Below are 24,859 nucleotides of genomic sequence, written 5' to 3' on the forward strand. Positions count from 1 at the left end.
TATTTTTTCACTTATTGTTAAATTGGAACATGCAGAGAAGAGGCCGAATCAAGGATGCCTTTTTTCCAATATGTGAAATTCTGATGAATTTTATCACAAAACAGCCCACAAGCCCGATTAAAGTACTATAATCATAGTAGATTTATTTTACCGAAGGGGATGTTACCTACATGTTAAACAATATTGGAGTTCCTGGTCTAATCCTTATCCTAGTCCTTGCGTTAATCATCTTCGGCCCTAAAAAGCTTCCGGAAATCGGCCGCGCATTCGGCCAGACATTGCGTGAATTCAAAAAGTCCACTCGCGAACTGACAAGCGATGTAATGGAAGAATTTGAGGAAGATAAGAAAAAAGCAACAAAGTAAAGCGGCATTGCTTCTGAAACCGCCTTGCACGACAATTTATAGCCAGACAACCAAGGGTTCACGGCCTTGCTCCTGAAATGATGGGCAACGGGAGGAACCCTATTTTTAATAGTTGAAAATGGCCGCCTATGGCTCATGCAGGCCCATGTTGTTCACAATTTAGGACAGGGAGAATCATATGGAAGATAAAGAATTAAATGTAGTTGACCATCTTGATGAACTGCGGAAAAGGATTATTATTTCAGCTATCGCGTTTGTGGCCTTTTTCTTTGTGGGCTTTGCATATGTGGAGGATATCTATAAATGGTTTGTTCGTGACCTTGACGTAAAGCTGATTGTCTTGGGCCCGAGTGACATTGTTTGGATTTATTTTACCCTTGCATCGTTAATTGCGATTGCAGGCACGATTCCTGTGCTCGCCACGCAAATATGGCTGTTTGTAAAACCGGCATTAAAGCCAGTGGAAAGGAAAATTTCGCTTTCCTATATTCCGGCATTATTTCTTCTTTTCATCGCTGGTCTTGCATTCGGCTATTTCGTCATTTTCCCGAATGTTCTTTCCTTCTTGGTGGAACTGGGAGGGGATATGCTTGTCACAAACTTCACGGCTGAGAAATATTTCCGGTTTGTCATGAATATGACACTGCCTTTCGGTGTTTTGTTTGAACTTCCGGCGGTCGTTATGTTCCTGACATCTCTAGGCATTTTAAATCCTTACGTATTAACAAAGATTCGCAAGTATGCGTACTTCATCCTGATTATCATAGCGATTGTCATTACACCGCCAGATCCCGTTTCAGATTTTCTGGTAATTATTCCATTGCTTCTGCTATACGAAATTTCGGTCAACCTTTCAAAATTCGTTTACAAAAAAAGGCTTAAAAAATTGGAACTGGAAGAAGCGGAAATGGCTTCCGAATAATGTTTTGCCCCGGGTATTGTCCGGGGTTTTTTGTTGCGAAAAATTTACCTCCCGGATTCGCCGAGAAAGAGAGGCTTCACTCTTTTCGCTTAAAATTTATTACCATCCTCATTGATTGATAGCCGCTCCCTCGTCCAGATTTGGTATTTCATATACTTCCTGTACTCCACGAAGTCCTCTTTTCTCATTCCTTCTTTTATAGCAGCCAGCACCAAATCCCTCCATTCCTTGGATAATGAAAATCCGGAAGGTTCAGGGAATCTGCTGCCTTATACCGCTACTTCAAGTTACAATTTAATTATTGTTGGCGCTGGATTTATTTGCTTAGGCATATGTCTCCAATTTTATTTCCAAAAACGAAAAAAAGTTGCTAAAGATGTTTAATAGGACCTAGATTTGGATAAAGGAAGAATCAAGGTCTGTTTTTTTATGTAAATGAATATTCTTGGAAGTAAAAGATATTGAGATTTTATTGAAGGGTAAGGGAGAGTTGGGGGATGTACAAAAAAGTATGCAACGAGTGCAGTAAGCCATCATATAGCAGCTGTGAAACCGGGACTTGGCTATGTCCAGTGTGCGGGGCTGATATTACACGGGTAAATTTGCAGGCTCCGGAGACGAGGGGTATGCCGGGCCGGCTTCAATATTTGGCGACTGGATTTCCAAAAGAGGCAATCCTTTCCACGGAGCGGGAGCTGGTGTAACAATTTGCTTCCAAAAAGCAAAATATTTTAGGGAATCTGAGCATAATCAGACACATTTCGGGATTGAAGTACGGTATAATATAATCAAACGGGAAAAAAAGAGGATTGATATTTTGTTATTGAAAAGCCTGGAGTTCAAAAATGATGTTGGACAGAAGGTTAAAATTGTGGAGATTCCTGTATTGGAGGAAGGTAGCCCTTATAGTTTAATGATCCGATTCCGTTTGCAAACATTCATTGCTTCCATTTATAATGAGAAGCACCCAAGAAAGTGTTATTCCTTTAGGGATTATTTGAAGCGCGCCTTGAGATGGCCTGATTATGAGCAGCTTTTCAAGACTGAAGAATTAAAGAACAACGCATAGTGCCTTGAGGCCGGGAAACCGGCCTCATTTTATTTTCTTCCTCATTGGTGAATATGTATAATAGGAACTAAGTGCATAAGTAGGGAAGTGAAACGTTTGGCTAAAATAAAGATTGTAACCGATTCAACAATGGACATGCCCAGGGAATTAATATCCCGTTATGGAATCGAGGTGGTTCCTCTCGCAATCACAGTCGGCGGGGAGACGTATCTTGATGGGGTGGACATTGATCCGGAAACTTTTTTGGGAAAAATGAAGCATACTTCAGAGCTTCCAAAGAGCTCTCAGCCGTCGGCGGGGTCATTCCTCGAAGTTTATGACAGGCTTGGCAAGGAAGGGTATGAAGTCCTTTCAATACATATGACTGGGAAAATGAGCGGAACTGTCCATTCAGCGGAAAGTGCGGCATCGATGTCAGAAGCGAAGGTCACGGTTGTCGACTCTAAATTCATTTCCAAGGCGCTCGGCTTTCAGGTTAGGGAAGCCGCGGAAATGGCTACCCAAGGCAGAACAATGGATGAAATCGTCAAAAGGCTCGAATTTATCCAGGAAAATACAAGGCTGTATATCATGGTCGACACGCTTGAGAACCTCGTGAAGGGCGGACGCATTGGAAAAGGGAAGGCATTCCTTGGCTCCCTTCTGAATATAAAGCCGATCGCCTCGCTTGAAGGGGCCGAGTACACACCAGTCGCTAAAGTTAGAAGCCATGCCCAGGTAGTAAAGTACCTGGCCAGGCAATTCGCCGAGGATGTAAAAGGGAAAACGATCAAAGGTGTCGGAATCGCTCATGCAGGCGCGGCAGGACTAGCCGAGAAGATTAAGGAAAACATATATGAGCTTACCGGCTATGAAGGCGTTGAAACGGATTATACGAACTCAACCGTAAGCACACATACAGGGCCGGGCGCGATTGCGCTTATGTATTATTTTGATTGATGGTGGGCATATACCGATGGGAAAACCCTAGGGATTCAGGGAGCGGCCATTCTTTGCCGGTCCCTTTTTAGTGGTTATTATCAGATTGCTAAACGTGTCGGCCCTAAAAAGAATAAGCAAGCAAATCCTTTCCATGTTCACCGCTTGTTTGTTAAACTGTTCACGAATACATCGAAAAGAGATGGTGAAATCATTGAAGACAAAGAAAATACTGTTGGGCATTGCGATCGGAACATTGCTTTTGACCGCTTGCGGCAAAAAAGAGCTGGAAAACGCCCATGATTGGCCGCTAGAGGAATTTACGTATACGAATCAGGACGGAAAACAGCTCGGCCTTGAGGACCTGAAGGGGAAAGTCTGGATGGCCGACTTTATTTTTACCGAATGTGACACCGTATGCCCGCCGATGACGGCGAATATGGCTGAAATCCAACGGAAGGCGAAAGATGAGGGGATTAAAAATCTCCAATTCGTTTCGTTCAGCGTCGATCCCGACATCGATAAGCCCGAAGTTTTGAAGGAATATGGGGAACGGTTTGAAATTGATTATAAAAATTGGGACTTCCTGACTGGCTATGGACAGGAAGAGATTGAACAGTATGCAATGAAAAACTTCAAGACCATTGTTAAAAAGCCAAAGGCAGATGACCAGGTTATCCATGGAACATCCTTCTATCTCGTTGGCAAGGACGGCCTTATTAAAAAGTCTTATTCAGGAGTCAATGATGTGCCGTATGACCAAATTCTTGAGGATATTAAAATCTTGCAATAAGCCCTTTTTTGGGCTTTTTTCTTTCTGGGGGGGACCCTTCCTAGATAAAGAAGCTGTATTATAATTTAAATGAGTGGAAGGAGGGGAAATCATGTGGAAGCAATTTGCGGCGCTAGTTTTGGCAGGCATCCTTCTTGTTTCGTGCCAACAGGATATCGTGCCTGAAAGACATGCTTTTAAAAAAATGAACGTTCAAACGGAACGAACCATTCCAGATGACTTCATTCCCCGCACGCTTTCAATCGCTGCGGTCGGCGATTCCCTAACGGAGGGGATTGGCGACAGCACGCATACAGGCGGGTACCTTCCGTACTTAAAAACGCTGCTTGAAAAGGAAAAAGGCATCAGAGAAGCCGATTTCAAAAATTTTGGAGTAAAAGGGACGAGGAGCGAACAGCTTCTTGAACGGCTCCGACAGAAAAAAGTGGTAATGGGAATAAGGAATGCGGATATGGTCGTCATCACCATTGGCGGCAACGATATCATGAAGGTAGCCCGAAACAACATTTTGAATTTGCAAGTGGAAAGTTTTAAAAAAGAAGAGCAGGCCTACCTAAAGCGTCTTGACCAAATCGTCAAAAAAATTAGGACAGAAAACCCGAACGCCATGGTCGTGCTGATTGGGGTATACAATCCGTTCATGCAGTGGTTTCCTGATGTACAGGAGCTTGACCAAATTGTTTCAGACTGGAATGAAGCAGAAAAAGCGCTTTTGTCCCATTATACGGATACTTACTTCGTAGAAATCAGCGATTTGTTCGCAATTGGTGAAGAAAATCTGCTGTTCGATGACCAGTTTCATCCGAACGATAAGGGGTATCAATTAATTGCTGAGAGAGTATATGAAACGCTCGAGGACGAGGCGTTGCCTGCTTTTGCTAGAAAATCCGCCAACGCGGGCGATAAGGGAGAATATTGATGAAAAATAAATGGAAAACGGCATTTTTTGTATTATTAGGGCTTGTCTTGGCCGGGATTGTAACGATTTTCATCCTTGCCACTGTTCCTCCTGATGGCAAGGAACAGGAACAGACCAAAGTACAGGATGGCGAAATGGTCGGTTTCCTGATTCGGACGAACAGAGATGATGTGAACAAGCTAATCAACCATTATCTTCAAAAGGAAGTGGCCGATAGCCCTGTCAACTATCAGGTCCAGGTGAATGATGAGGTCGAGCTGTACGGCACAGTGCCGTTTTTCAGCCGGGAGTTGAATATGAAGCTGACCTTTGTGCCGGAAGCTTTGGAAAATGGTGACCTGCTTTTGAAGCAAAAATCCATCTCTGTCGGGCAGCTGCGCCTGCCGGTTCCATATGTGCTTGAGTTTATCCGGAAGAGCTACAAGCTTCCAAGAGGCGTAGAAATACGGTCCAACGAGCGGCAGATTTTGGTCCACATGCAGCAGCTGAAGCTAAAAAGCGACGCGAAAATCCAGGCCAATACATTTGACCTCGAAAAGGACGATATTTCATTCAAGCTGCTCGTCCCGGTAAAATAATGAGTGCCCCATGAACTTGGGGCGCTCATTTTTCTTTCAGGAAAACCACTTCCGCTCCCAGGATGCAGACGAGATAGGCTGTATCCCGTTCAAAGCAGGCATCGGGCATGGAAACAAGGATATTTTTCGTGCCTGCTTGCCTCGCTTCCAGGTTTACCGAAAACGGCGTGAGAGGCAGGGGAGCTGTGACGCTAAGATAAGTTAGGCCCGGGAAAACCACGTCTCCCTTATGGACTGATACATCCAAACTTCCGATTTCCGGTGCTAGATGGACGAATCGTGCCACAGCTTCACCTTGCGGAACGAGTGACCCGCTCGGGCAGATAAAAACATCCACTTCTTGCATTGTCCCGGTGATTGCCAGGAAAAAGTCGTTGTCTTTTTCAACTGTAACTTCGTTTGAAGCGACCCAGACGCCTTTTGAAAAAACGTCTATCTGGCACCCGCCCTCCGGAAGCGCAAAGATAAGGCTTCTTTCGTGAAAAGAAAGGCCTTTTACCAGCCTGAGGCCATTTATTAAAAGATCAATCGGCCCAATTGAAGGGTTTGCGTGAAACGCCTGGCCTACGCCTCTTCCAATAGGTTCCTGCTTCGTAAAATTCCATATTGCCTTGTTTGATTCTTGCACTTGAATCCACCCCATTATCAAATCGTTCGACTAAAACTATGGGAGGAGGAAGATAAATATGCAGAATTAGGAAACAATTTTGTTTACTTTTTGAAAAGGATTGAATATACTAAAATCATCTTATGAAAAGGCGGGTGAAGTGTAATGAGAAAAATGAGCATTGTATCCATTGTTGTCGACTCTTGCACAGCCCGTACGGTTATTTAGGCAAAGGGACCAGACTGTCCATTTTCCCCTAAAAGCAAACCGCGGCTGTGTATGCCTGCGGTTTATTTATTTTTAGGGGGAAATAATATTGAATTTATTGACGATTGGCTTAAAAGAAGATATGAAAATGGAATTGGCCGGTTTTCCGAGAACGGATTGCATACTTGGAAGAGTGGCACTCGAACATAAGCACATGTATAGGGTGTGGACGGAAGAAGGGGAACTCCTCTGTGAAGTATCCGGGAAGTTTTCATTCGAAGCAAGCTCACGGGAGGATTTTCCCGCTGTCGGGGATTGGGTTTTCCTTTCTGCCAGGAAAGAGGAGGGTGCAGGTACTATTCACGCCATTTTGCCGAGATTCAGTAAATTTTCAAGGAAGGCGGCCGGGAATACAGCCGAAGAGCAAATAATCGCGGCGAATGTGGATACAGTATTCCTTGTCAACAGCCTGAACGATGATCTGAATGTCCGGCGGATTGAACGGTATTTGCTGCTGGCATGGGAAAGCGGCGCGAATCCAGTCATTGTCCTAAGTAAAGCGGATCTTTGCGATGATGTTGCATCAAAAGTCGCGGAGGTGGAAGCTGTCGCGCTCGGGGTCCCTATCATCCCCGTCAGCGCAGAAGTAAATGAAGGGCTCGACAGCCTAAAGCCTTATCTGGGAGAAGGAAAAACAGTCGCCCTGCTCGGCTCCTCAGGGGTTGGGAAATCCACTTTGACGAATACACTGCTTGGTGAAAAAAAGCAGGCGGTCAAAGAAATCAGGGAAGATGATGACAAAGGCCGGCATACAACAACCCATCGGGAACTTGTTCTTTTACCAGGCGGCACGGTCCTGATTGACACTCCCGGAATGAGGGAGCTGCAACTATGGGAAAGCCATGACGGATTGGCGGAAGCTTTTTCCGATATTGATGAATTGGGCGATTCCTGCAGATTCAGGGATTGCCGGCATGCCGATGAACCAGGCTGCGCAGTTTGGGAAGCAATCCGGAGTGGAATTCTTGACGAAGACAGGCTGGCGAGCTACAACAAACTTCAAAAGGAACTTGCCTATATTGAGCGGAAGGCAGACAAACGCGCGCAATCCGAGGAAAAGAAGCACTGGAAAGCGATCCATAAGCAAGTAAAAGCGAAGAAAAGATAGGGAAAGGGGGCCTCGAACAAGGCCTCTTTTTCACTTTTAAAAGAATGGCCCGCAAAAATCTTTTTCGTAAAAAGTGGTTCGCCCCAAAATCTCAAGGATACACCTCTTTTTTTGTTAATCTCCGAAATAAAGGAGTTTTCTAACCAGTAGCTAGCCCTCATCTACATGGAAAATGTCCATCAACAGGCTACTTGTTTTGCTTCCTGTGAAGACTTGGGTATAATCTTCCTTAGTTAAGCCCTTAAAAATATGGGAATAGAAAAGAATAGGGCAAACTACTTTTGAAAGGATGATTGCGGATGTTTAAAAAATTATTTGGTAAAAAAGAAGAAACAAAAGAAGTAGTATTGGTTGCCCCGTTAACCGGGATGGCAACTTTATTGGACAATGTGGATGATCCTGTTTTTTCGCAAAAAATGATGGGGGACGGGCTTGCGGTTGAACCCGCCGAAGGTGTTGTTGTCGCACCGGCGGACGGAGAAATCATCCAGGTATTCCCGACGAAGCACGCTGTCGGCATCAAGGCCGAGAACGGAGCGGAAATCCTTTTGCATATCGGCCTTGAAACAGTTTCGATGAAAGGGGAAGGCTTTACAGCCCATGTCCGTGAAGGCGATAAGGTAAAGGCCGGGGACAAGCTAGTAACGTTCGATATGGGGATTGTGTCAGAGAAGGCAAAAAGCACGGTAACCCCTTTAGTCATAACCAACAGCGATTCAATGGACATCGAAATTCTCGCATCCGGCAGAGTGGAACGCGGAAATACTCCGTTTATTAAACTAACTGCAAAATAAGAAAAGCGGATGCGCCACGTTTAATTCTCCACAGGACTAGAGAGCATCTGAATTGAACTACTTTCTTTTCATATTGCTGCCGGTTCAAGACAATTTACAGGAATCTACCGTGTATCAGAAGAACCATGCCCCCTCATTAAGGAAACGCGATGAAGCGAAAACTTTTCCTTCGTCCAATATTATGCTGCCAAACCGTTCCTTGTGGAGCTGGACAAAATAAAAACCGCCTCGGGCGGTTTTTATTTTTGGGCGGAATTGGAGTGTGTTCCCTTGTTGGCCATGCCGCCGGACAGGATGAATTTCATCGCTTCCTCCGGTTTTACGTCGATGACTTCAACCTGTTCCTTTGGGATCAGGAACGTGAACCCGGCCACTTGGAAAGTTTGCGGGACATAAACGGCAACATGGTCCCCAAGCGGGCTATAGAAGCTTTCCAGGGCTTCGGAGGTGATAAAGCCGAGTGATTTCATGTCCGTCCCGGGAACCGTGACAACCGCAACCTTTGAAAATGATTTCTTTTCGCCAAGGAACGATTGAACCGTATCCTTGATGACAGAGTAAACCGTCTTGACGACAGGAATCCGTTCAAGGAGCCGGTCTATCAACCATATTAACTTTCCCGTTATATACCTTGTGGACAGGAATCCCAGAAATGTAATGAGTGCGATTGTCAGAAGCAGCCCGATTCCTGGGATATAGTCATCTTTCATATATGGCCTTAGGAAATTCCCAAGGAGGCTGTCCAAAAAAACAAACGTTTTGTAAATAACATAAACAACAATAATGATGGGGACGATGGTAATAATCCCGTTAATAAAATTCCTTAATAGTGTTTTCATGCGTCTCTCCGGCGTTTTTCCTTTATTATAGCCATTGATCCACCGGATTGAAACTATGGGGTTCCTTTTTCGGCGATGATGGCCTTGATCCGGAATGAAGGCTTTAGTACCTGGCTGCCTTGGATGGCAATTTCACCGGTATGGACGAAACGAATCCGGTGTGGTCCTTCCCCAAGCGATCCAGCGAGGAAAATATGCCTTTCCCTCTTGAACGGCCACCAGGTCGAGACTGTATCAACTTTTTTCCCGTCAATCACGACATCCACTTCTCCGCCTTCAGGGCCGCGTTCGACCGTGTAGCCAATCATTGTCCCTTTAAACTCATATTCAATGAAACTCCCCTTCTCCCGGCTGAAAAAATTCTTTCCCGATTTTACAAATCCTGATTGGTTTGATGGCTCGCCAATCTTCTTGTATTCCCGGGACAAGCCGCGGTTAATCGGAGCGGGCATCGGTGCCGCTTTTTTCCCGGATTGGACGGTTGCCTTAATGGATTTTGCGATTTCGCCTGCATAAAGTTCATAGCCGATTTTGTTAGGGTGGATAAGGTCGCGTGTAAGCTTGTCCGTATCGAGTCCGGAGTTTTTAAACGGAACCCGCATATCAATATTCATCGCCTCGTAATGACCGGAAACCTTACGGATTGTATCCGCAAAGCTTTCGTACGTCAGGCAACTCTCCGTAAATGTAATAATATCCGCATTCGGGTGGTCGGTTTTCACTTTCCTTAAAAGCTGTTCATATAAGAAGGAGAATTGCCGCGCATCCATATATTTTCGATCATTCTCCCCGAAAACGATGAACACAAGGTCAACAGGGAAGCGCGGTTTTTCATTATCATATTTAACGATTCCTTCAAATGAGGTGGCACCGCTTTGAACGATTGAATACCGTTTGCCATTGGAGCCGTAATCCCTCCTGATTTCCTCTTCGAAAAGGGCGAACCATGTTTCGTCCTTATGGCCGACGCCCGAGCCGCGTCCGATGCTGTCGCCTATGATCAGGTAATTGAAATCACGGCCCTTTGATATATTTTTATAAAAGCCGCGCGTGCTGGCGGTTGCTTCCTTCGCGGAAGTAGACGAGTTTATAAGCCAAACCAGTAGGAAAAGCATTCCTGCTGATAAAATGAGCATCCTGAAAGGTGTCTTTTTCATATATTCAGTCCTCTTATTTTGTAATCCTACTGTCATTTTAACTTAATCATTTTGAAATAAAATAAGTGGATATACCTAATTTCAAAGAAATTACAGTAAAAATTGATGAAAAATATAATTTGGGCACTGGCTGGCCGAACTGGGCGAATGCCCATACCAGGTGGGCGCATTAATCATACAGTGAGTTAGGAAAGAAAAAATTGGGGGAATGCAAATGTATGGATATGGGGGATATTGTGGATACGCCCAGCCTACCGTAGCCTGTTGCGCGCCTACGCAAGGAATTTTCGGAAATGGTTTTGTCCTGATTGTTGTCCTGTTTATTCTGCTAGTGATTATTGGAGCCTGCTGCTGGTTCGCATAGCAAAACAACCTCTTTCATTTGAAGGAGGTGTTTTAATGTGTGTTGGAACAAAACACGAATAATTAAAGTTAAATTTCCTTTAAAGTGAAGTTCCATACCAAACAATGAAAGGGGAGTTGCGGCCTGTACTTCCCTATAATTATTGAGTTGATTCGCTGCTAGTTTTTGTGGACAGGGATGAATCTTAGGAAGGATGGCTTGCCAACCTTGAAACCAAATAATAGGATTTGACATCTTTAAGTGTTCGAAGGACCGGCTGCCCACTGATGTAAGGAAACTATGTCATCGTTAGAGCCTTAAGGAGCAGGTAGTTTCTTCAGTACGGGCACTTAGTCGTCTTTTAGAGCCCGAAGGACCGCCCCTCCATCTTTGTACATATAGTTAGTCGTTCCAGCCAGCGTACTTGTTTTTTTTGTGCCCAAATAGATTCTAGATTAAAGAAACTATTTGACCATTGCCAATGTTTTGGTATGATAATGTTATTTTAAAGAGGGGGTAATGGGGATGCTTCCAAAACGGCTGGCGCCAGGGGATCAGATTAGAATAATAGCCCCTGCGAGAAGCATGGATCTAATAAAAGAAGAACAAGTGAAACTGGCGGTTGGCAGGCTTGAAGGGCTTGGCTTCCGGGTAACATTCGGAAAGCATGTCCATGGCCATGATGAATTTTTCAGTTCCCCGATCGAGCAGCGCATTGAAGACTTGCATGAAGCATTTGCGGATCCCTCAGTGGCTGGTATCCTGACGGTCATTGGGGGATATAATTCGAATCAACTCCTGAAATATATTGATTGGAATTTAATTAAAAATAACCCTAAATTCTTTTGCGGATACAGCGATATTACCGCACTGAGCCTGGCAATGTATAAGAAAACCGGCCTGATTACTTATTCCGGTCCGCATTTTTCGAGTTTTGGCGTAAAGCACGGCCTAGAGTATACGCTTTCTTCCTTCCTTGAAGCGGCGACCAATGATGCGCCGTTTGAGTTGGAACCATCCGACGTGTGGAGTGATGACCCTTGGTATCGGGATCAGGAAAACAGGACATTTATTAAGCAGAATGGGTTTCTTGCAATTCAGGAAGGAAGCGCGCAAGGGACGTTGATGGGGGGCAACCTCTGCACGATGAACCTTTTACAGGGTACGGAGTACATGCCGCCGCTTAAGGGCTCCATCCTGTTTCTTGAGGATGATATGGAATCGCACGCGCTCACTTTTGACCGTGATTTGCAATCGCTTTTACACCAGCCTGGTGCGGAAGGAATAAAAGGGATATTGATTGGGCGGTTCCAAAAGGATTCCAGTATTACCGAAGAAGCACTCATGCGAATCATACAGTCGAAGAAGGAATTACGAGGCATCCCTGTGATCGGAAACGTTAATTTTGGCCACACGCAGCCGATTGCAACGATCCCGGTCGGGGCATTTGCCCGTATTTCAGCTAGCAGCGGCGGGATAACAATCGAAATTGACCAATTCATGTAAAAGCAATTGGCTGGAGGTACACGATGCGGAAATCCTTTTACCATTTTTTAATGAAACACAGGCATCCAAAGCCAAAGGACGCTATCAGCAAATTCGCCAATTCTGCCTTTTTGGATCACGGTTTTCCGAAACATTCCGAGGACTATGGGGAGTTGAGCGCATATTTGGAACTGAATGGCGATTATCTTGAAACAATGGCCGTTTTTGATGATGCTTGGCAGGAATATGTGTCCACTGAACAATGATGAAAACACCAACGCTCTCCAAAATTTGGAGGGCGTTTTTATTTTACCCACCGTGTGCGCATAAACAGCATACGCATATACTAATGTTATCATTCGGTGACCGGGTTGGGAGGTGAAGGTAATGGAGAAGAGGAAAAATCCAAAGTATCAACTTGGCGATACTGTCGTTATCCTCATGTATGGGACCGTTGGAAAAGTGACCGATATTAAGTGGGTAGACAGCCATTATGTGTATGAAGTCAACAACAGTGAAGGCCTCTATAAGGAATCCTCGCTCCAGCTGCTATCGGAATATGATGGCATCCCGGTTGAGCAGGAGCATTTGGACATAGAATACAAGTTTTTCTTCGGCGACCTTGTCCAGGTAAAAGGTTATGGAAACGACCTTTTCAGAGTTGTGGGCGTCCGGACGGAAATTTGGCGGTATAAAGAGGATGCGTGGGAGGATGTAATTTACGAGCTTGCTAGGGTGAAGGATGGTGAATGGCTCGAAGCTGGCGAGGAAGAACTGACGTTGCTCGCGGATGCCGAACACGCCGAGACTTTCATAAACAAGTTAGGGTTTTTATCAATTGTCGGCAAACAGGATAAATCCCGAAAAAACAAATCCGTGGAGAGCCATGGCAAGAAATCCGAAGTGGAAGAGCTTGAACGGATAAAGGAACGCAGGCTGTATATCGACAGGATGCTCGACATCTACAATGATTACCGGATCCTGCATCAACTTTTCGGGGACCACGAATACTCACAGGTTATGGAGGTGATATTGAAAAAGCTGCAAGGCCTCCATAAAAATGACGGGAAGAAACACGTTTGAACGCGTTTAACCGCCTCCCCAACAAACACTCCGCGCGATCATGAGCAAATTCCAAAAATGGCCTTTATGCATGAAAAGCATTTGAGATTCATACATTTTGTAAAAAAGGAGGAGATGCGAATGAAAGAAATTGAAGTGATTATTGATACGGAAGAAATAGCGGAATTTTTCTTTCAGGAGCTAATTAGAAGAGGCTTCGTACCAACCGAGTCAGAATTGGAAGAGCTAGCGGATATAACATTTGAATACCTCCTTGAAAAGTCGATAATTGATGAGGAAAAATGAAGGAATGACCATACGGCCTGCCGGCAAAAAGGGCCGTATTTTTATGTGGAAAAGATAATTAGCCTCCGAAAATTGAAACATTTATTGTTTAAGTACGTAAATATTCCTATCAAAACTAGGGGAGGTAAAGCAATGTTAAAACAAATCCTGAAACTGTTGTTAGGTTATAAAAAACCGAAAATGTATAGGAGTTCCAGCCATGCATGGAAATACATGAAACACAAAAAACATTCTGGCTTAGGCCATTATCACTACAAGAAAAAATATAAGGGTAAAAGCTTCTCGAGTTTTTTCAGCAGCTGAAAAGCCATTATAAAGGAGATGCATTCCCTTGTTTAAAAGGTCCATACTTACCCTTTCCGGCGCCTTCGAAAGGACATTTCAAAAGGGCAAAGTAATCGGGGACAGATACAGGATTGAAATGCTCCTTGGTACCGGAGGATACGGCCACTCCTACTTAGCCTTTGACCTGGCTGATAGGGGGCTAGTGGTCTTAAAAACCCTCCGACTGCATAAAAGGCTGACGGTTTGGGGCAGGAAAAGTTTTGAAACAGAACAGTACATAATGCAGCAAACGAACCACCGAGGGCTGCCAGCTTTTTACGGGAATGGCATTTACAGGGGCATCCCTTATTTCACCATGGAGTATAAAGTTGGTAAAAATTTCGAACAGCTTATTTTTCACGAGGGTATGTCCTTCAAAGAACAGGATGCATTTGGGATTGCCTACAAACTTTTAGGGATAGTGGGTTATCTTCACGAGTTAAAAATCATCCACAGGGATATAAGGATCCCAAATGTCCTGATGGATAACGATGAAGTTTATTTGATTGACCTTGGTCTTGCACAGAAAGCGGATATGGGCCAAGTCAGTTTTCCAGGATCACACAGGAGCCTCCGGAAAGCGAAAAATCGCCCATCCGATTTCTATGGATTGGGCCATTTCCTTCTATTTTTGCTCTACTCATCCTATTCTCCAAAAGAAGGGCAGCCCGAAAAAAGCTGGGAAGAGGAGCTGCGAATTTCTCCGAAGGCGAGAAAGATTATAAGAAGGCTTTTGCTCATTGAAAGTGAATATACAGATTGTTTGGAAATCAGAAGAGATATTGAACAAATACTATGTAAGGAGGAAAATAAACATGTCGTTATTTAACAAAGTGCTGGCAAGTGTAGGTATTGGGGGCTCAAAGGTCGATACGAAGCTTGAGCGTGATTCACTCGTCCCTGGCGAATTGGTAAAGGGAGTAGTTGAAGTCACGGGTGGCAGTACTGTACAAAGTATCGATGCTATCTACCTCTCCCTAAATACAACATACCTGAAAGAATCTAATGATAAGAAATATAGTGTCTCCACGGCTATAGACCGTTTCAAAGTTTCAGACCCTTTCCAAATCAGGCCGACTGAGACTAAGCAAATTCCATTTTCGTTCAGGCTGCCGCTAGATGCACCAGTAACAATTGGACGGACGAAAGTTTGGCTATCCACCGGACTGGACATCAGGAATGCAGTTGACCCGACCGATACGGACTACGTGAGGGTGCTCCCAAACAAAGGAATGTCCGCTATTCTCACCGCTGTCGAAGATCTTGGTTTCCGTCTGAGGGAAGCGGATTGCGAACAGGCACCCTATAGGATGAGGCGCCGCCTGCCATTCGTACAGGAATTCGAATATGTACCGGTTTCCGGGAGGTTTCGGGGCAGACTCGATGAACTGGAAATAGTTATGTTCCCGGGAGAGGGTGGCGAAATTGAAGTGCTTATACAAGTTGACCGTAGGGCCAGGGGCCTCGGAGGGTTCCTTTCAGAAGCGCTATCCATGGATGAAACGAATGTAAGGTTATTGGTGATGCCATCTGATTTGCCGACGGTCCGGGAAAAAATGCAGGCGGTCATTGAACGTTACTCCTAATAGGATTGAAGGAAATGGAGCAGCACTGCTGCTCCATTTTTTATGTGTTTTTACGCTTTTTTGCGGAGTATTCTTTCGCATGCGCTTCATGCTCCGCAATGATTTGTTCCGGAGGAATATGATTGTTTTTCTTTGGCGAGTTAATTCGGTTTCTATGTTTCTTTCCCAAAAAAAGCCCCTCCTGACTGTTAATGCCCGTTTGTTTTTTGCAGCGGGCCTTTTATTACTATTCCTCATTTTTAAAGGCCCATCCCCATGGAATCGTTTTTATATTCGATAGGAATATGGTATGATAAGTGGCGGAGGTTAGACATCTAACAATTGAATTAGGAGGAAAAAATATGAGCATCCACATTGGCGCGAAAGAAAATGAAATAGCCGAAACGGTATTATTGCCTGGAGACCCGCTCCGTGCAAAATATATAGCAGAAACCTTCCTGGAGGACGCGAAATGCTATAACGAAGTAAGGAATATGTTTGGGTACACAGGAACCTATAAAGGGAAGAGGATTTCCGTACAGGGAACCGGGATGGGCATACCATCGATCTCGATTTATGTGAACGAGCTGATTGAAAGCTACGATGTTAAAACATTAATTAGGGTTGGTACTTGCGGCGCCATCCAAAAGGATGTAAAAGTCCGGGATGTAATACTCGCGATGACCTCTTCTACTGATTCCCAGATGAACAGGCTGAACTTTGGGGGCATCGATTACGCTCCTGCCGCAAACTTTGAGTTGCTGAAGAATGCATATGATGCCGGAATTAATAAAGGCTTGAACTTAAAGGTGGGAAATGTTTTCACAGCGGACCTTTTCTACAATGACAATGCCGACCATGAAAAGCTGGCCCAATACCAAATTCTTGCCCTTGAAATGGAAACAACCGCATTGTATACTCTAGCAGCAAAATATGGCAGAAGGGCCCTGTCCGTCCTGACTGTGAGCGACCATATCCTTACAGGTGAAGTTACAACATCCGAAGAACGCCAGCTAACCTTCAATGACATGATCGAAGTCGCCCTTGAAGCAGCGATCAAAGAATAATTCATCACAGGCACACTTGGCTCTTCCATCGGGGAAGGGCCTTAAAATTTTTCTATGAATGGTTTTTAAGTTTAAAGAGGGTATAATCCATTATGTTCCTTTGCCATTGAGGTGAAAAATCATCAGCCTTCCCTTGCCCTTGCCTAAAAGGACACGTATACTATACTAATCAGGAACAAAATATTCTAAAAGTCGACATTGGGTGGTATAAATGAAAAGGATTTTGCTGATTATCAGCAGCTGGCTGCTTCTGTCAGGATGCAGCGAAATGGATGCCCTCGTAAAAAAAATTCCAATTTTAAAAGATAGAATCAACACGGAAAGCAGCCATGAGCAGGAGGGAATTCAAACATCGGGTCGGAAGGAACAAGCGGAAACCGCTTCACAAACTCAGGATGGCCCTGTACTTGAAGCGGCCTATTTCAATCAGATTGCCATAGAAGGCGGCAGGAAAGAAATACAGAACCCCGACAATATCCTTGTGCTCGTTAATAAAGAGTTTTCCCTATCCGGCGAATATCGCCCGAATGATTTGGTCAAACCGGAAATCGCCTTTTCTTTTGGCGATCAGGATCTTGAAAAAAGCCTGATCAGGCAGGAAGCTGCCAAGGCAATTGAAGAGATGTTCAAAAAAGCGAAAGAAGAAAATATCGAGCTTTTTGCTGTTTCAGGCTACCGTTCCTATGACAGGCAAAAGGACTTGTTTGATGCTGAAGTGAAAGAGTCGGGGGAAGAACTTGCTACTCAAGCCGTTGCCTTGCCAGGACAAAGCGAGCACCAGACCGGGCTCACGATGGATATCGCATCCAAATCGACCAACCTTAATTTGACCCAGGAGTTCGGGGAAACGCCGGAGGGAAAATGGCTCGCCGCGAATGCCCATAAATTCGGATTCATCCTGCGTTATCCTAAAGGAAAGGAATCAATAACGCAGTATCAATACGAACCTTGGCATTTTCGGTATGTAGGTAACGAAGCTGCGAAAGTAATTTTCGAAAAAGATTGGACTCTGGAGGAATTCTTCCAGCAGGTGAAGAAAATATAGCGAGGAACCCTTTCGGGGGTTCTTTTTCATATTAATTGGCTTGGTCCAAGAATGACCAGTAAGGGAATTGGGTATGAAAATTGAGGCCCCATATTTAATAGGAAAAATCAGTGGCGGGAATTGTATGCGGGAGTCCAAATTCAAGAATATTTCTTTGTCCATTATGAATAAAAAGTGGTATTCTAGTTGATAAGGTTTATTTATTTTTACGGAAAATGGAAGTGGTGAAGGCTGTGGACGAACAGAATCAAGTACAGGAACAGGAGCAGAACTCCGGGCTGCGGGAAAAATCGCCGGTAATCCGGATGAAGAGGCCATATTTTATCATGCTTCTAGTCTTCCTTGTCATTTTTGCATCAGGGATTACAGCTTTTGCGCTATCGTTCGGGAAGGAAAGCCAGCCCATGGTAATTGGGGGCAGCTCCGAACGGGATGAATTTGCGAAGCTTTACAATGCCTATGATACCTTGAAAAAAGGGTATTATAAGGACATTGACGAGGATAAAGTCATTAATGGGGCAATCAACGGTATGATTCAATCCTTGGATGATCCTTATTCCACTTATATGGACGAAAAGGATGCGAAGGAATTCCAGCACAGCGTGTCTTCGTCTTTTGAGGGGATTGGCGCGGAAATCCAGGAGAAAGACGGCCATATCATGATTGTGTCCCCCCTAAAAGGGTCTCCTGCGGAAAAAGCAGGGCTAAAGCCAAAGGATATCGTCATAATGGTTGACGGTAAAAGCATCCAGGGAATGACATCAACCCAGGCTGTTATGCTTATCAGAGGTGAAAAGGGAACAAAGGTCGAGCTGACCATCCAAAGGCCAGGCGTAGAAGGAACGATTAAAGTCCCAATAATCAGGGATGAAATACCAATTGAAACCGTTCATGGGGAAATGGTTGGCGACGGTATTGCGAAAGTCCAGATTACAACTTTTTCAACCAATACATCCAAAGAACTTGTTGAAACGCTCAATAACCTGCAGGAAAAGGGAATGAAAGGCCTAATTCTTGATTTGCGCCAGAATCCCGGCGGTCTGCTTGAACAGGCTGTATCCATTTCCAGCATGTTCGTGCCAAAAGGAAAACTTCTTTTCAAGGTTGAAGAACGGAATGGAAATATCGAGGAATACAAATCAAAAAATGAAGGCAATCCTGAATTTCCATTGGTTGTTCTCATTGACAATGGAAGTGCGAGTGCGTCTGAAATACTCGCGGGAGCGGTTAAGGAGTCCGCAGGGGTGCCTCTTGTCGGTGAAAAATCGTTTGGAAAAGGAACCGTGCAGACTGTGCAGGATTTTCCGGACGGTTCAAACGTGAAATTTACCACTGCCAAATGGCTGACGCCAAACGGAAACTGGATCCATAAGAAAGGGATTGAGCCGGATTATAAAGTGGCGGTGCCTGACTATTACAATTTGCCATATCTCGATCCCAAATTGGAGCTTAAAAAGGGAAGTTCTTCAAATGACGTGAAGACCGCGCAGCAGATGCTTTCAGTCCTTGGATTCGATCCAGGCAGGAAAGATGGCTTTTTTGACGAAAAGACAGAAAATGCGGTAAAAGCGTTCCAGCAGGCCAACAAGCTTCAGACAAACGGAGCTATCACTGGCAGCACAACAGAGAAAATCATTGGACAGCTTCAGGAAAAGATCATCAAGGATGATCCGCAATTGAAGAAGGCCATTGAAGTCATAAAAAAAGAAATGAAATAACCCACCAAGCCCGGCTTTTGATGAGCCGGGTTTTTCCTATCAAAAAAAGCCCATAAGCCAAAGGTTTGTAAGTGTGGAAGAAATGCTATAAAATGTGTGTTTAGATAGTTCCTCATCTGGCAAGAGGGGAAACTGCCGGCGGAAAGCCGAACAGGTGAACCAAGAGTTGAAAAACGGGGTGAGAATTGTTGAAGCAAATCATCCATTTTGACGACCATCTAAAGAAAGAAATCCTGAAGCTTGAAGAAGTATGTGAAAATGTCTGCAGCACGGTCGAGAAGGCATATCAGCAGGATTTTGAGCGACATGGACAAAAATTGGTCCTGGAGCTGATTCGTTCAAAAAAAGGAAAAAAGCAGCCTGAAGGGGAATGCTTTGAAGATGATTATGAATCGTTCATAGAAATTGGCATAGAACAAGAAGATGATTATTTTCCAAACGGATATATCCCTTTATGGAAATGTAAAGAAGAGTGGTTCCAGAAAACGGGATATTTGACTGAAAAGGATGAAACAAAAATCATCGCGATGGTACGGGAAATGGTTAAAGAAATGCTTGACGAGCTGAATGAAAGCGGCAGTGAAGGGGACTAAAATGAAAAAACGGAAATATACATCCTTGCAGGCTTCCTGGGAAGCGGAAAGACAACGCTTTTAAAGAGGCTACTTGAGGATGAGCGGAAAAATGGCAGAAAAGTGGCTGTGATGATGAATGAACTCGGAAAGGTTTCGATTGATTCCGATGAAGTAGGGGATGATGTTGCCTTAAAGGAATTATTGGGTGGATGTATTTGCTGTACGATGAGCGGGCAGGTGGAGGCGCAGCTTCAAGGTTTGCTGCAGTTGGAGAAGCCTGATGCGATTTATGTTGAAACGACTGGCGCCGCCCATCCAGTGGAAGTTCTGGATGCGGTGCTGTCTCCGCTTTTCGCAAATATGCTCCATGTGAAGGGTATTATCTCTACTGTGGATGGGAAAAGATGGCTTGACAGAGGGATGATGGGCCCGCAATTGCAGCAGCTGCTGATTGAACAGGTTCGCCATGCCGACTACCTGATTGTGAATAAAGCCAGCGATTTGTCCGACAGTGAACAGGCTGAAGTTGCCATCAGCCTGCAAGGATTGAACCCGAAAGCGAAATGCGTGCTGACTAATTATTCAAAAGTCCCCGTAATGGATTTGCGCAGCCTGTCTCATTCAGGGCCGAAAGAGACCTCCCATCGGATGCATCTTCATACGAGCAGCCTTGGCCTATCTTCGTTCGTCCATACGTTCAAGAGCCCGGTCAAACGGGAAAATTTCGAAACTTTCCTTCGGGGGATGCCTGACACTATATACAGGATAAAAGGGTATGTGAAATTCGAAGGATCCTCCTACCCAGAATTGTTTCAGTTTTCATATGGCATGCCTTCCTATATGAAAGAGGATATGAATATGCCGCTTAACATGGTAATGATTGGCGAAAATATTGATTGGGCAAGAATTGCCGGGGAGCTTAGAGATCTGGAAGCGGGTTTTGCTTCTATTGAAAAGGGTATTGAACCTTAACAATTTTTAAAAGGAGTTGTTGGTTCATGCCTTGGACAAAAGAAGACTATCCGGCTTCGATGAAGAACCTTGACCCGGATGTGAGGGAAAAAGCCATCGAAATCGCGAATGCCATTCTTGAAGAAGAAAACGATGAAGGAAAAGCGATAGCGATTGGGATCGATAAGGCAAGGGAATATATTCAAAGCCATGGAAAAGATTAATCGGTACGCCTCCATTCGTGTGATGGAGGCTTTTTCTTTGAATGAATTGCATTCCCATGAGGGAAACTTTCCTTAGCAAAAAATAAAAGGAAAGGGTGGTGCTAATGGATAACAGGAAAATAGTGGCTTTAGTTTTTTTAGCATTGATTCTTTTCCAACAGTCCGAACTTCCCTCGTTTGCCATGAAACAACAAGCTAAGATGGCTCCCTGGGAAAAGGCTGATGCTATTTTTCCCAGATACTCCACCTTTACTGTCGTTGATGTGGAAACGGGCAAGAGATTCCGTGTGCAAAGGCGGGCTGGAAGCAGGCATGCCGATGTCCAGCCTTTAACGAAAAAAGATACCGCCATCATGAAGAAAATTTATAATGGAGAATGGAGCTGGAAAAGAAGGGCCATATATGCTGTCAATGGCAAGCAAAAAATTGCCGCTTCCATGAACGGGATGCCTCACGGTGCCGGAGCGCTCGAAAATAATTTTCCCGGACATTTCTGCATCCATTTTTATAAAAGTACAACACATAAAAGAAAACAAATGGATCTTTCGCATATGCTCATGGTCTATAAGGCGGCTGGGAAGCTTGAGGGGTTGCTGGCTGATGCGGACCCGTATGATACAGTCAGCTATTACGTCGCGGGAATTAAGGAGCAGGACAACCGGATTCTAGCCTTGCTGTCCACGGAAAAAATGAACCTGAGGGACATCCTTGAAAAGGTTGAAGGAGTGAAAATGACAGGTCATGAATTGCATCCTCCAAAGGAAGGGGGAGAAGGCTTGATAGCAGTTGTACCAGTGGAAATTGAATGGCATTTAAGAGGAAAAGGCAGGCAGATTGCAAAGGCAGAGATTATCTGTTTACGCGCCTCCCCTTTTTCCCCTTGGAAAATTGATCCAATGCAATTTGTTAAAGATAACGGCTTATTGGATGAGGAAGAGGCATTGCCATGAAAGGGCCTGGTAAGGTAAGTCCAGGCCCTGAACTAGTTCGGCTATATCGGCATCTGCCCGAATTTAATGAATGTTTTCTCATCCTCTATCAATCCGCAAACCCCGCACTGAATGCGGTATTCGGGTCCTGAATAAGCGATATGGTAAGGTTCCAGGCTCTCCTTTTCGTACTCGGCCCTTATTTCTCCAGTTAATGGGTCCAATTTTACTGAATGGGCCACCTGTTCAATGAGATTGAAACGGCTTCTGTTCGTTTTGCAATTTGGACATCTGTATGGGTGCGCCATAGGATCCTCCTTATAAAGTAGTTCTTCTATTTTTTGCAAACAATTCGGTAAATATGTACAATTCAAATGGATACGGACTCTTTGATGGGAGATGATTCAAATAGTGGATGAAATGGATTTTACCATGATTCTTGGCGAATACCGCAGGATCTGGAACAATCGGCTACTTGAAAAAGAAGGGGAAAGCGATGAAGCGATTTTGAAAGAGGCAATTTCAAGGGAGCTAAGGGATGAAAATTCACATCCAAGAGTAAGAAAGCCCGTGCTTTCCAAATACCACAGCGCGGTAAAAAGGATTCTAGCCACGAGTCTGCCGAAAGAATCGAAACTGGAACTTATAGCATTGCATACGGCTATGGCGGAGGAACTGGCTCAATAAAAGGCAAAAACCGTACAGCGGGAAATAGTGTACGGATGCCGGTTTTAAATGAGATTGATTTCTGACAATTGGACATCAATTGCCCGAATTAGCTTTATTTCTAAAATGCCATCCCGTACACTGGCTGTGGCCCCCTTCTTTTTGACAACAGCCGGGAGATCGTAGGACAGCTTTTCTCCCTGTCCTGGGAGATTTTCAATAATAAGTTGATTCGAAGTATGATATAGGCGGATATTTTCCTCATTCCCTTCCGATATGGGCAATCTTGCATACACATAATCATGCGTCACAAAAATGGATGCCTGGCTTTGCGTGGAAGCAGCTGGAACGGTAGTCTGCCCGTCGGGTTCTTCCCGTGAAAAATGAAAAGCATTTTCTGTCCCTTTTGGCAGATACGCTTCAATAGCATCCCGAATATATTTTTCGATCGCGTCAGGTTTCATGTCCTTCATCATTGTAGACATCTCTTTTTTAAATGGAAATGAGCCCCAGGGGAACATGCAAACCATCCTTTCTTTCTGAACGGGCTTAACAGATGCAATTATGCACTATCATACTATGAAGAAAGCGCCCAAAGGTTCGAGATGCTTACATACCAGGGGCGTTTACTAAAAGACAGAAAACACGAAATAAATGGAGGGGGTTTTGATGGTTAATAGGACGGCCCTCATTACCGGGGGGGCAGCGGGCTTAGGAAAAAAAACCGCCATCCATCTTGCGGAAAAAGGCTATAATTTGGCGATTAATTATCGGACAAGCAACAGGGAGGCTGAATCCCTGGCCGACTATATTTCCAGTGCCTTTGGAACAAAAATTATACTTGCGCAGGGGGATGTTTCGGTAAGGGAAGATTGTGAAGCCGTAGTATCTAGGGTGCTTGGTGAGTTACCCTCTATTGATATCTTGATTCATAACGCTGGCCCTTTCATTCATGACAGGAAAAGAATGACCGACTACTCATTTGATGAATGGAATGCCATTGTAGCTGGCAACCTCTCATCCGCTTTTTATTTATCAAAACTCCTGTTGCCTCAGATGAGGGAAAATGGATGGGGAAGAATCATCGCATTGGGGTTTGACAGGGTCGAAACTGCGCCTGGATGGATATACCGTTCGGCGTTCGCGGCCGCAAAAACGGGGCTTGCCTCCTTGACTAGGACAATAGCACTTGAAGAAGCTTCAAACGGGATTACGGCAAACATGGTGTGCCCGGGGGATATTACTGCCGAATGGAAGGAAAAAGGCATTGATGAAGCCGCCCGCAGCAAGGGAGCAAACGCTCCTGTCGGAAGGAATGGCACAGGGGAGGATATCGCGAGGGTAATCGGATTCCTCGCGGATGAAAAATCCGATTTTATCACCGGGAGCATCATTCCGATAACGGGCGGATTGGACGTGCTTGGTAAAATTCAAAGGATTGAATGACGTGAACAACTAGTATTCACGATAATAATATTATGTTAACAATTCACAAAAAACCAAACCGCCGAGTATGGCGGTTTGGTTTTTCATGCTTCCAGAAGCGTGTTTTCCTCCTGGGCAGATTGGTTGTTTCGGAGTAAATGAAATGTATACTGGTCCTTTGGCACTTCGTATAAATCGAAAATATTCCCTTCGGAGTTCAGCTGCTCGTACAGCGTAGGCCTTGTTTCGTTCGCCTTGACCGCGTAGGGGAGTTTTTCAGCCGCTTTAATGGAACGGACATTCGCTTTCCGGATTCGCATAAAAACAGTTTCAATCCCCAGCTCGTAAAAAGCTTCTTGGAAAAAAGCTTCTTTTGCGAGGGAATTATATCCCATGCCGTGATAAGGCTTGCCAAGCCAGGTTCCAAGAAAACCTGCGTTCGATTCAATATCGAATAGGGAAATGGTCCCGATTGGCGTTCCCCATTCGTCAAGAATTGTACGGGAAATGATTTCTCCCCGCTCCTCCGCTTCAATTGTTTGTTTGGTTAAAAAAAGGAACTCTTCATAAGAATCCGCTTTATGGCGGACAAACGGAAACACGTCGGGATGGGTGATAAGGCTGTATAGTGCATGGCAATCGTTCAGATCGCGTTTTTTCAACATAGGGATGCCCTCCAATCAGGGCAGACGGGTCCCATGGATCGGAACCTCCACCCTCGAAATTTTTTTAAGTTGCGAAAAAAATTTCGGGGTGGGAATCGAACCCACTAGGACCAGTTTAACTGGTGGCGCACCATTTGCCTTCCCAATGCTCAATATTTATAATGTTGGCTGCC

General features: G+C 44.6%; 36 protein-coding genes. 27 read left to right on the plus strand and 9 right to left on the minus strand.

Annotation, left to right across the window (positions count from 1 at the left end; genetic code table 11):
- Window positions 1-170 precede the first annotated feature (170 nt).
- Both tatA and tatC read left to right on the plus strand, forming a co-directional pair.
- Window positions 171-365 carry a twin-arginine translocase TatA/TatE family subunit gene (gene tatA, locus DRW41_RS12915; RefSeq protein ID WP_115452424.1) on the plus strand — a complete coding sequence of 65 codons (195 nt, stop codon included), beginning with the start codon at window positions 171-173 and terminating at the stop codon, window positions 363-365.
- A gap of 178 nt (window positions 366-543) precedes the next feature.
- On the plus strand, window positions 544-1,287 hold the full coding sequence (gene tatC, locus DRW41_RS12920; RefSeq protein ID WP_115452425.1) for a twin-arginine translocase subunit TatC: 744 nt from the start codon (window positions 544-546) through the stop codon (window positions 1,285-1,287).
- 89 nt (window positions 1,288-1,376) lie between these two features.
- Here the strand turns inward: tatC and DRW41_RS23630 are convergent, their stop codons facing one another.
- Complete coding sequence (locus DRW41_RS23630; protein WP_281272306.1) at window positions 1,377-1,499, minus strand: hypothetical protein; 123 nt, start codon at window positions 1,497-1,499, stop codon at window positions 1,377-1,379.
- A 16-nt stretch (window positions 1,500-1,515) separates the two neighbouring features.
- Here DRW41_RS23630 and DRW41_RS23930 point away from each other — a divergent pair, with 16 nt between their 5' ends.
- The 7 genes from DRW41_RS23930 (at window position 1,516) to DRW41_RS12950 (ending at window position 5,564) form a co-directional block, all read left to right on the plus strand.
- A complete protein-coding gene (locus tag DRW41_RS23930) occupies window positions 1,516-1,671 on the plus strand; it encodes an LPxTATN C-terminal sorting signal domain (protein ID WP_500684487.1) in 156 nt (51 codons plus the stop codon).
- A 113-nt stretch (window positions 1,672-1,784) separates the two neighbouring features.
- The gene (locus tag DRW41_RS12925; protein ID WP_115452426.1) at window positions 1,785-1,991 is read left to right on the plus strand and encodes a hypothetical protein; all 207 of its coding nucleotides are present in this window, start codon (window positions 1,785-1,787) and stop codon (window positions 1,989-1,991) included.
- A 113-nt stretch (window positions 1,992-2,104) separates the two neighbouring features.
- Complete coding sequence (locus tag DRW41_RS12930) at window positions 2,105-2,356, plus strand: YpmP family protein (RefSeq protein ID WP_115452427.1); 252 nt, start codon at window positions 2,105-2,107, stop codon at window positions 2,354-2,356.
- A 96-nt stretch (window positions 2,357-2,452) separates the two neighbouring features.
- Window positions 2,453-3,295 carry a DegV family protein gene (locus tag DRW41_RS12935; RefSeq protein ID WP_115452428.1) on the plus strand — a complete coding sequence of 281 codons (843 nt, stop codon included), beginning with the start codon at window positions 2,453-2,455 and terminating at the stop codon, window positions 3,293-3,295.
- 181 nt (window positions 3,296-3,476) lie between these two features.
- A complete protein-coding gene (locus DRW41_RS12940; protein WP_115452429.1) occupies window positions 3,477-4,067 on the plus strand; it encodes an SCO family protein in 591 nt (196 codons plus the stop codon).
- A 91-nt stretch (window positions 4,068-4,158) separates the two neighbouring features.
- Entirely contained in the window at window positions 4,159-4,986 is an 828-nt protein-coding gene (locus tag DRW41_RS12945) for an SGNH/GDSL hydrolase family protein (RefSeq protein ID WP_115452430.1), read from the plus strand.
- On the plus strand, window positions 4,986-5,564 hold the full coding sequence (locus DRW41_RS12950) for a YpmS family protein (protein ID WP_115452431.1): 579 nt from the start codon (window positions 4,986-4,988) through the stop codon (window positions 5,562-5,564). The genes DRW41_RS12945 and DRW41_RS12950 overlap by 1 nt, the downstream gene beginning before the upstream one ends.
- 25 nt (window positions 5,565-5,589) lie before the next feature.
- Here DRW41_RS12950 and DRW41_RS12955 read toward each other — a convergent pair whose 3' ends face one another.
- Window positions 5,590-6,192, minus strand: coding sequence for a DUF4397 domain-containing protein (locus DRW41_RS12955; protein ID WP_181884537.1), 603 nt, complete (start codon window positions 6,190-6,192; stop codon window positions 5,590-5,592).
- Window positions 6,193-6,487: 295 nt separating this feature from the next.
- On the opposite strand from DRW41_RS12955, the gene rsgA reads away from it, so the two are divergent.
- Both rsgA and DRW41_RS12965 read left to right on the plus strand, forming a co-directional pair.
- Window positions 6,488-7,546 (plus strand): ribosome small subunit-dependent GTPase A, encoded by a 1,059-nt coding sequence (rsgA, locus tag DRW41_RS12960; RefSeq protein WP_439330872.1) that lies wholly within the window; start codon window positions 6,488-6,490, stop codon window positions 7,544-7,546.
- A gap of 299 nt (window positions 7,547-7,845) precedes the next feature.
- On the plus strand, window positions 7,846-8,340 hold the full coding sequence (locus tag DRW41_RS12965) for a PTS sugar transporter subunit IIA (protein ID WP_115452433.1): 495 nt from the start codon (window positions 7,846-7,848) through the stop codon (window positions 8,338-8,340).
- A 239-nt stretch (window positions 8,341-8,579) separates the two neighbouring features.
- Here the strand turns inward: DRW41_RS12965 and DRW41_RS12970 are convergent, their stop codons facing one another.
- Both DRW41_RS12970 and DRW41_RS12975 read right to left on the minus strand, forming a co-directional pair.
- A complete protein-coding gene (locus DRW41_RS12970; RefSeq protein ID WP_115452434.1) occupies window positions 8,580-9,179 on the minus strand; it encodes a DUF502 domain-containing protein in 600 nt (199 codons plus the stop codon).
- A gap of 53 nt (window positions 9,180-9,232) precedes the next feature.
- Entirely contained in the window at window positions 9,233-10,336 is a 1,104-nt protein-coding gene (locus DRW41_RS12975) for an SGNH/GDSL hydrolase family protein (RefSeq protein ID WP_181884538.1), read from the minus strand.
- Window positions 10,337-10,550: 214 nt separating this feature from the next.
- Here DRW41_RS12975 and DRW41_RS12980 point away from each other — a divergent pair, with 214 nt between their 5' ends.
- Window positions 10,551-10,700: a YjcZ family sporulation protein gene (locus DRW41_RS12980; protein WP_115452436.1), complete on the plus strand. Its 150-nt coding sequence runs from the start codon at window positions 10,551-10,553 to the stop codon at window positions 10,698-10,700.
- Here DRW41_RS12980 and DRW41_RS23010 read toward each other — a convergent pair.
- Window positions 10,665-10,934, minus strand: a complete 270-nt coding sequence (locus DRW41_RS23010) for a hypothetical protein (RefSeq protein WP_181884554.1) — start codon at window positions 10,932-10,934, stop codon at window positions 10,665-10,667. The two genes, DRW41_RS12980 and DRW41_RS23010, sit on opposite strands and share 36 nt — an antisense overlap.
- Before the next feature lie 270 nt (window positions 10,935-11,204).
- Here DRW41_RS23010 and DRW41_RS12985 point away from each other — a divergent pair, with 270 nt between their 5' ends.
- The 6 genes from DRW41_RS12985 (at window position 11,205) to DRW41_RS13010 (ending at window position 15,442) form a co-directional block, all read left to right on the plus strand.
- Window positions 11,205-12,185: a S66 family peptidase gene (locus tag DRW41_RS12985; protein WP_115452437.1), complete on the plus strand. Its 981-nt coding sequence runs from the start codon at window positions 11,205-11,207 to the stop codon at window positions 12,183-12,185.
- Between the two features lie 23 nt (window positions 12,186-12,208).
- A complete protein-coding gene (locus tag DRW41_RS12990) occupies window positions 12,209-12,430 on the plus strand; it encodes a YozE family protein (protein ID WP_115452438.1) in 222 nt (73 codons plus the stop codon).
- A 121-nt stretch (window positions 12,431-12,551) separates the two neighbouring features.
- Entirely contained in the window at window positions 12,552-13,247 is a 696-nt protein-coding gene (yodN, locus tag DRW41_RS12995; protein ID WP_115452439.1) for a germination protein YodN, read from the plus strand.
- 120 nt (window positions 13,248-13,367) lie between these two features.
- Complete coding sequence (locus DRW41_RS13000; protein ID WP_115452440.1) at window positions 13,368-13,532, plus strand: YozD family protein; 165 nt, start codon at window positions 13,368-13,370, stop codon at window positions 13,530-13,532.
- Window positions 13,533-13,863: 331 nt separating this feature from the next.
- The gene (locus DRW41_RS13005) at window positions 13,864-14,685 is read left to right on the plus strand and encodes a serine/threonine-protein kinase (protein ID WP_115452441.1); all 822 of its coding nucleotides are present in this window, start codon (window positions 13,864-13,866) and stop codon (window positions 14,683-14,685) included.
- Window positions 14,672-15,442, plus strand: coding sequence for a sporulation protein (locus DRW41_RS13010; RefSeq protein WP_115452442.1), 771 nt, complete (start codon window positions 14,672-14,674; stop codon window positions 15,440-15,442). The genes DRW41_RS13005 and DRW41_RS13010 overlap by 14 nt, the downstream gene beginning before the upstream one ends.
- A 40-nt stretch (window positions 15,443-15,482) precedes the next feature.
- Here DRW41_RS13010 and yoyE read toward each other — a convergent pair whose 3' ends face one another.
- Window positions 15,483-15,611, minus strand: coding sequence for a protein YoyE (gene yoyE / locus DRW41_RS23635; protein ID WP_281272307.1), 129 nt, complete (start codon window positions 15,609-15,611; stop codon window positions 15,483-15,485).
- Between the two features lie 172 nt (window positions 15,612-15,783).
- Between yoyE and deoD the strand changes: the two genes are divergently transcribed.
- The 7 genes from deoD (at window position 15,784) to DRW41_RS13045 (ending at window position 21,951) form a co-directional block, all read left to right on the plus strand.
- Window positions 15,784-16,488, plus strand: a complete 705-nt coding sequence (deoD, locus tag DRW41_RS13015) for a purine-nucleoside phosphorylase (protein ID WP_115452443.1) — start codon at window positions 15,784-15,786, stop codon at window positions 16,486-16,488.
- A 211-nt stretch (window positions 16,489-16,699) separates the two neighbouring features.
- Entirely contained in the window at window positions 16,700-17,533 is an 834-nt protein-coding gene (locus DRW41_RS13020) for a M15 family metallopeptidase (RefSeq protein ID WP_115452444.1), read from the plus strand.
- Between the two features lie 215 nt (window positions 17,534-17,748).
- Window positions 17,749-19,251 (plus strand): lmo1851 family serine protease, encoded by a 1,503-nt coding sequence (locus DRW41_RS13025; RefSeq protein WP_115452445.1) that lies wholly within the window; start codon window positions 17,749-17,751, stop codon window positions 19,249-19,251.
- 188 nt (window positions 19,252-19,439) lie between these two features.
- A complete protein-coding gene (locus DRW41_RS13030) occupies window positions 19,440-19,844 on the plus strand; it encodes a hypothetical protein (RefSeq protein WP_115452446.1) in 405 nt (134 codons plus the stop codon).
- 15 nt (window positions 19,845-19,859) lie between these two features.
- Entirely contained in the window at window positions 19,860-20,798 is a 939-nt protein-coding gene (locus DRW41_RS13035) for a CobW family GTP-binding protein (protein ID WP_115452447.1), read from the plus strand.
- Between the two features lie 26 nt (window positions 20,799-20,824).
- The gene (locus tag DRW41_RS13040; protein ID WP_115452448.1) at window positions 20,825-21,001 is read left to right on the plus strand and encodes a DUF2188 domain-containing protein; all 177 of its coding nucleotides are present in this window, start codon (window positions 20,825-20,827) and stop codon (window positions 20,999-21,001) included.
- A gap of 122 nt (window positions 21,002-21,123) precedes the next feature.
- The gene (locus tag DRW41_RS13045) at window positions 21,124-21,951 is read left to right on the plus strand and encodes a hypothetical protein (RefSeq protein ID WP_245959429.1); all 828 of its coding nucleotides are present in this window, start codon (window positions 21,124-21,126) and stop codon (window positions 21,949-21,951) included.
- A 41-nt stretch (window positions 21,952-21,992) separates the two neighbouring features.
- On the opposite strand, the gene DRW41_RS13050 is transcribed toward DRW41_RS13045, so the two are convergent.
- Entirely contained in the window at window positions 21,993-22,238 is a 246-nt protein-coding gene (locus DRW41_RS13050) for a DNA alkylation repair protein (protein ID WP_115452450.1), read from the minus strand.
- A gap of 112 nt (window positions 22,239-22,350) precedes the next feature.
- Between DRW41_RS13050 and yoyC the strand changes: the two genes are divergently transcribed.
- On the plus strand, window positions 22,351-22,617 hold the full coding sequence (gene yoyC, locus DRW41_RS13055) for a protein YoyC (protein WP_115452582.1): 267 nt from the start codon (window positions 22,351-22,353) through the stop codon (window positions 22,615-22,617).
- A gap of 44 nt (window positions 22,618-22,661) precedes the next feature.
- On the opposite strand, the gene DRW41_RS13060 is transcribed toward yoyC, so the two are convergent.
- Window positions 22,662-23,072: an Hsp20/alpha crystallin family protein gene (locus tag DRW41_RS13060; RefSeq protein ID WP_142752233.1), complete on the minus strand. Its 411-nt coding sequence runs from the start codon at window positions 23,070-23,072 to the stop codon at window positions 22,662-22,664.
- 193 nt (window positions 23,073-23,265) lie between these two features.
- Here DRW41_RS13060 and DRW41_RS13065 point away from each other — a divergent pair, with 193 nt between their 5' ends.
- Entirely contained in the window at window positions 23,266-24,042 is a 777-nt protein-coding gene (locus DRW41_RS13065; RefSeq protein ID WP_115452452.1) for an SDR family oxidoreductase, read from the plus strand.
- An 83-nt stretch (window positions 24,043-24,125) separates the two neighbouring features.
- On the opposite strand, the gene DRW41_RS13070 is transcribed toward DRW41_RS13065, so the two are convergent.
- Window positions 24,126-24,686: a GNAT family N-acetyltransferase gene (locus DRW41_RS13070; RefSeq protein ID WP_115452453.1), complete on the minus strand. Its 561-nt coding sequence runs from the start codon at window positions 24,684-24,686 to the stop codon at window positions 24,126-24,128.
- Window positions 24,687-24,859 lie beyond the last annotated feature (173 nt).

This window comes from Neobacillus piezotolerans (assembly GCF_003362805.1).
In the GTDB taxonomy this organism is placed as follows: Bacteria; Bacillota; Bacilli; order Bacillales; family Cytobacillaceae; genus Bacillus_D; species Bacillus_D piezotolerans.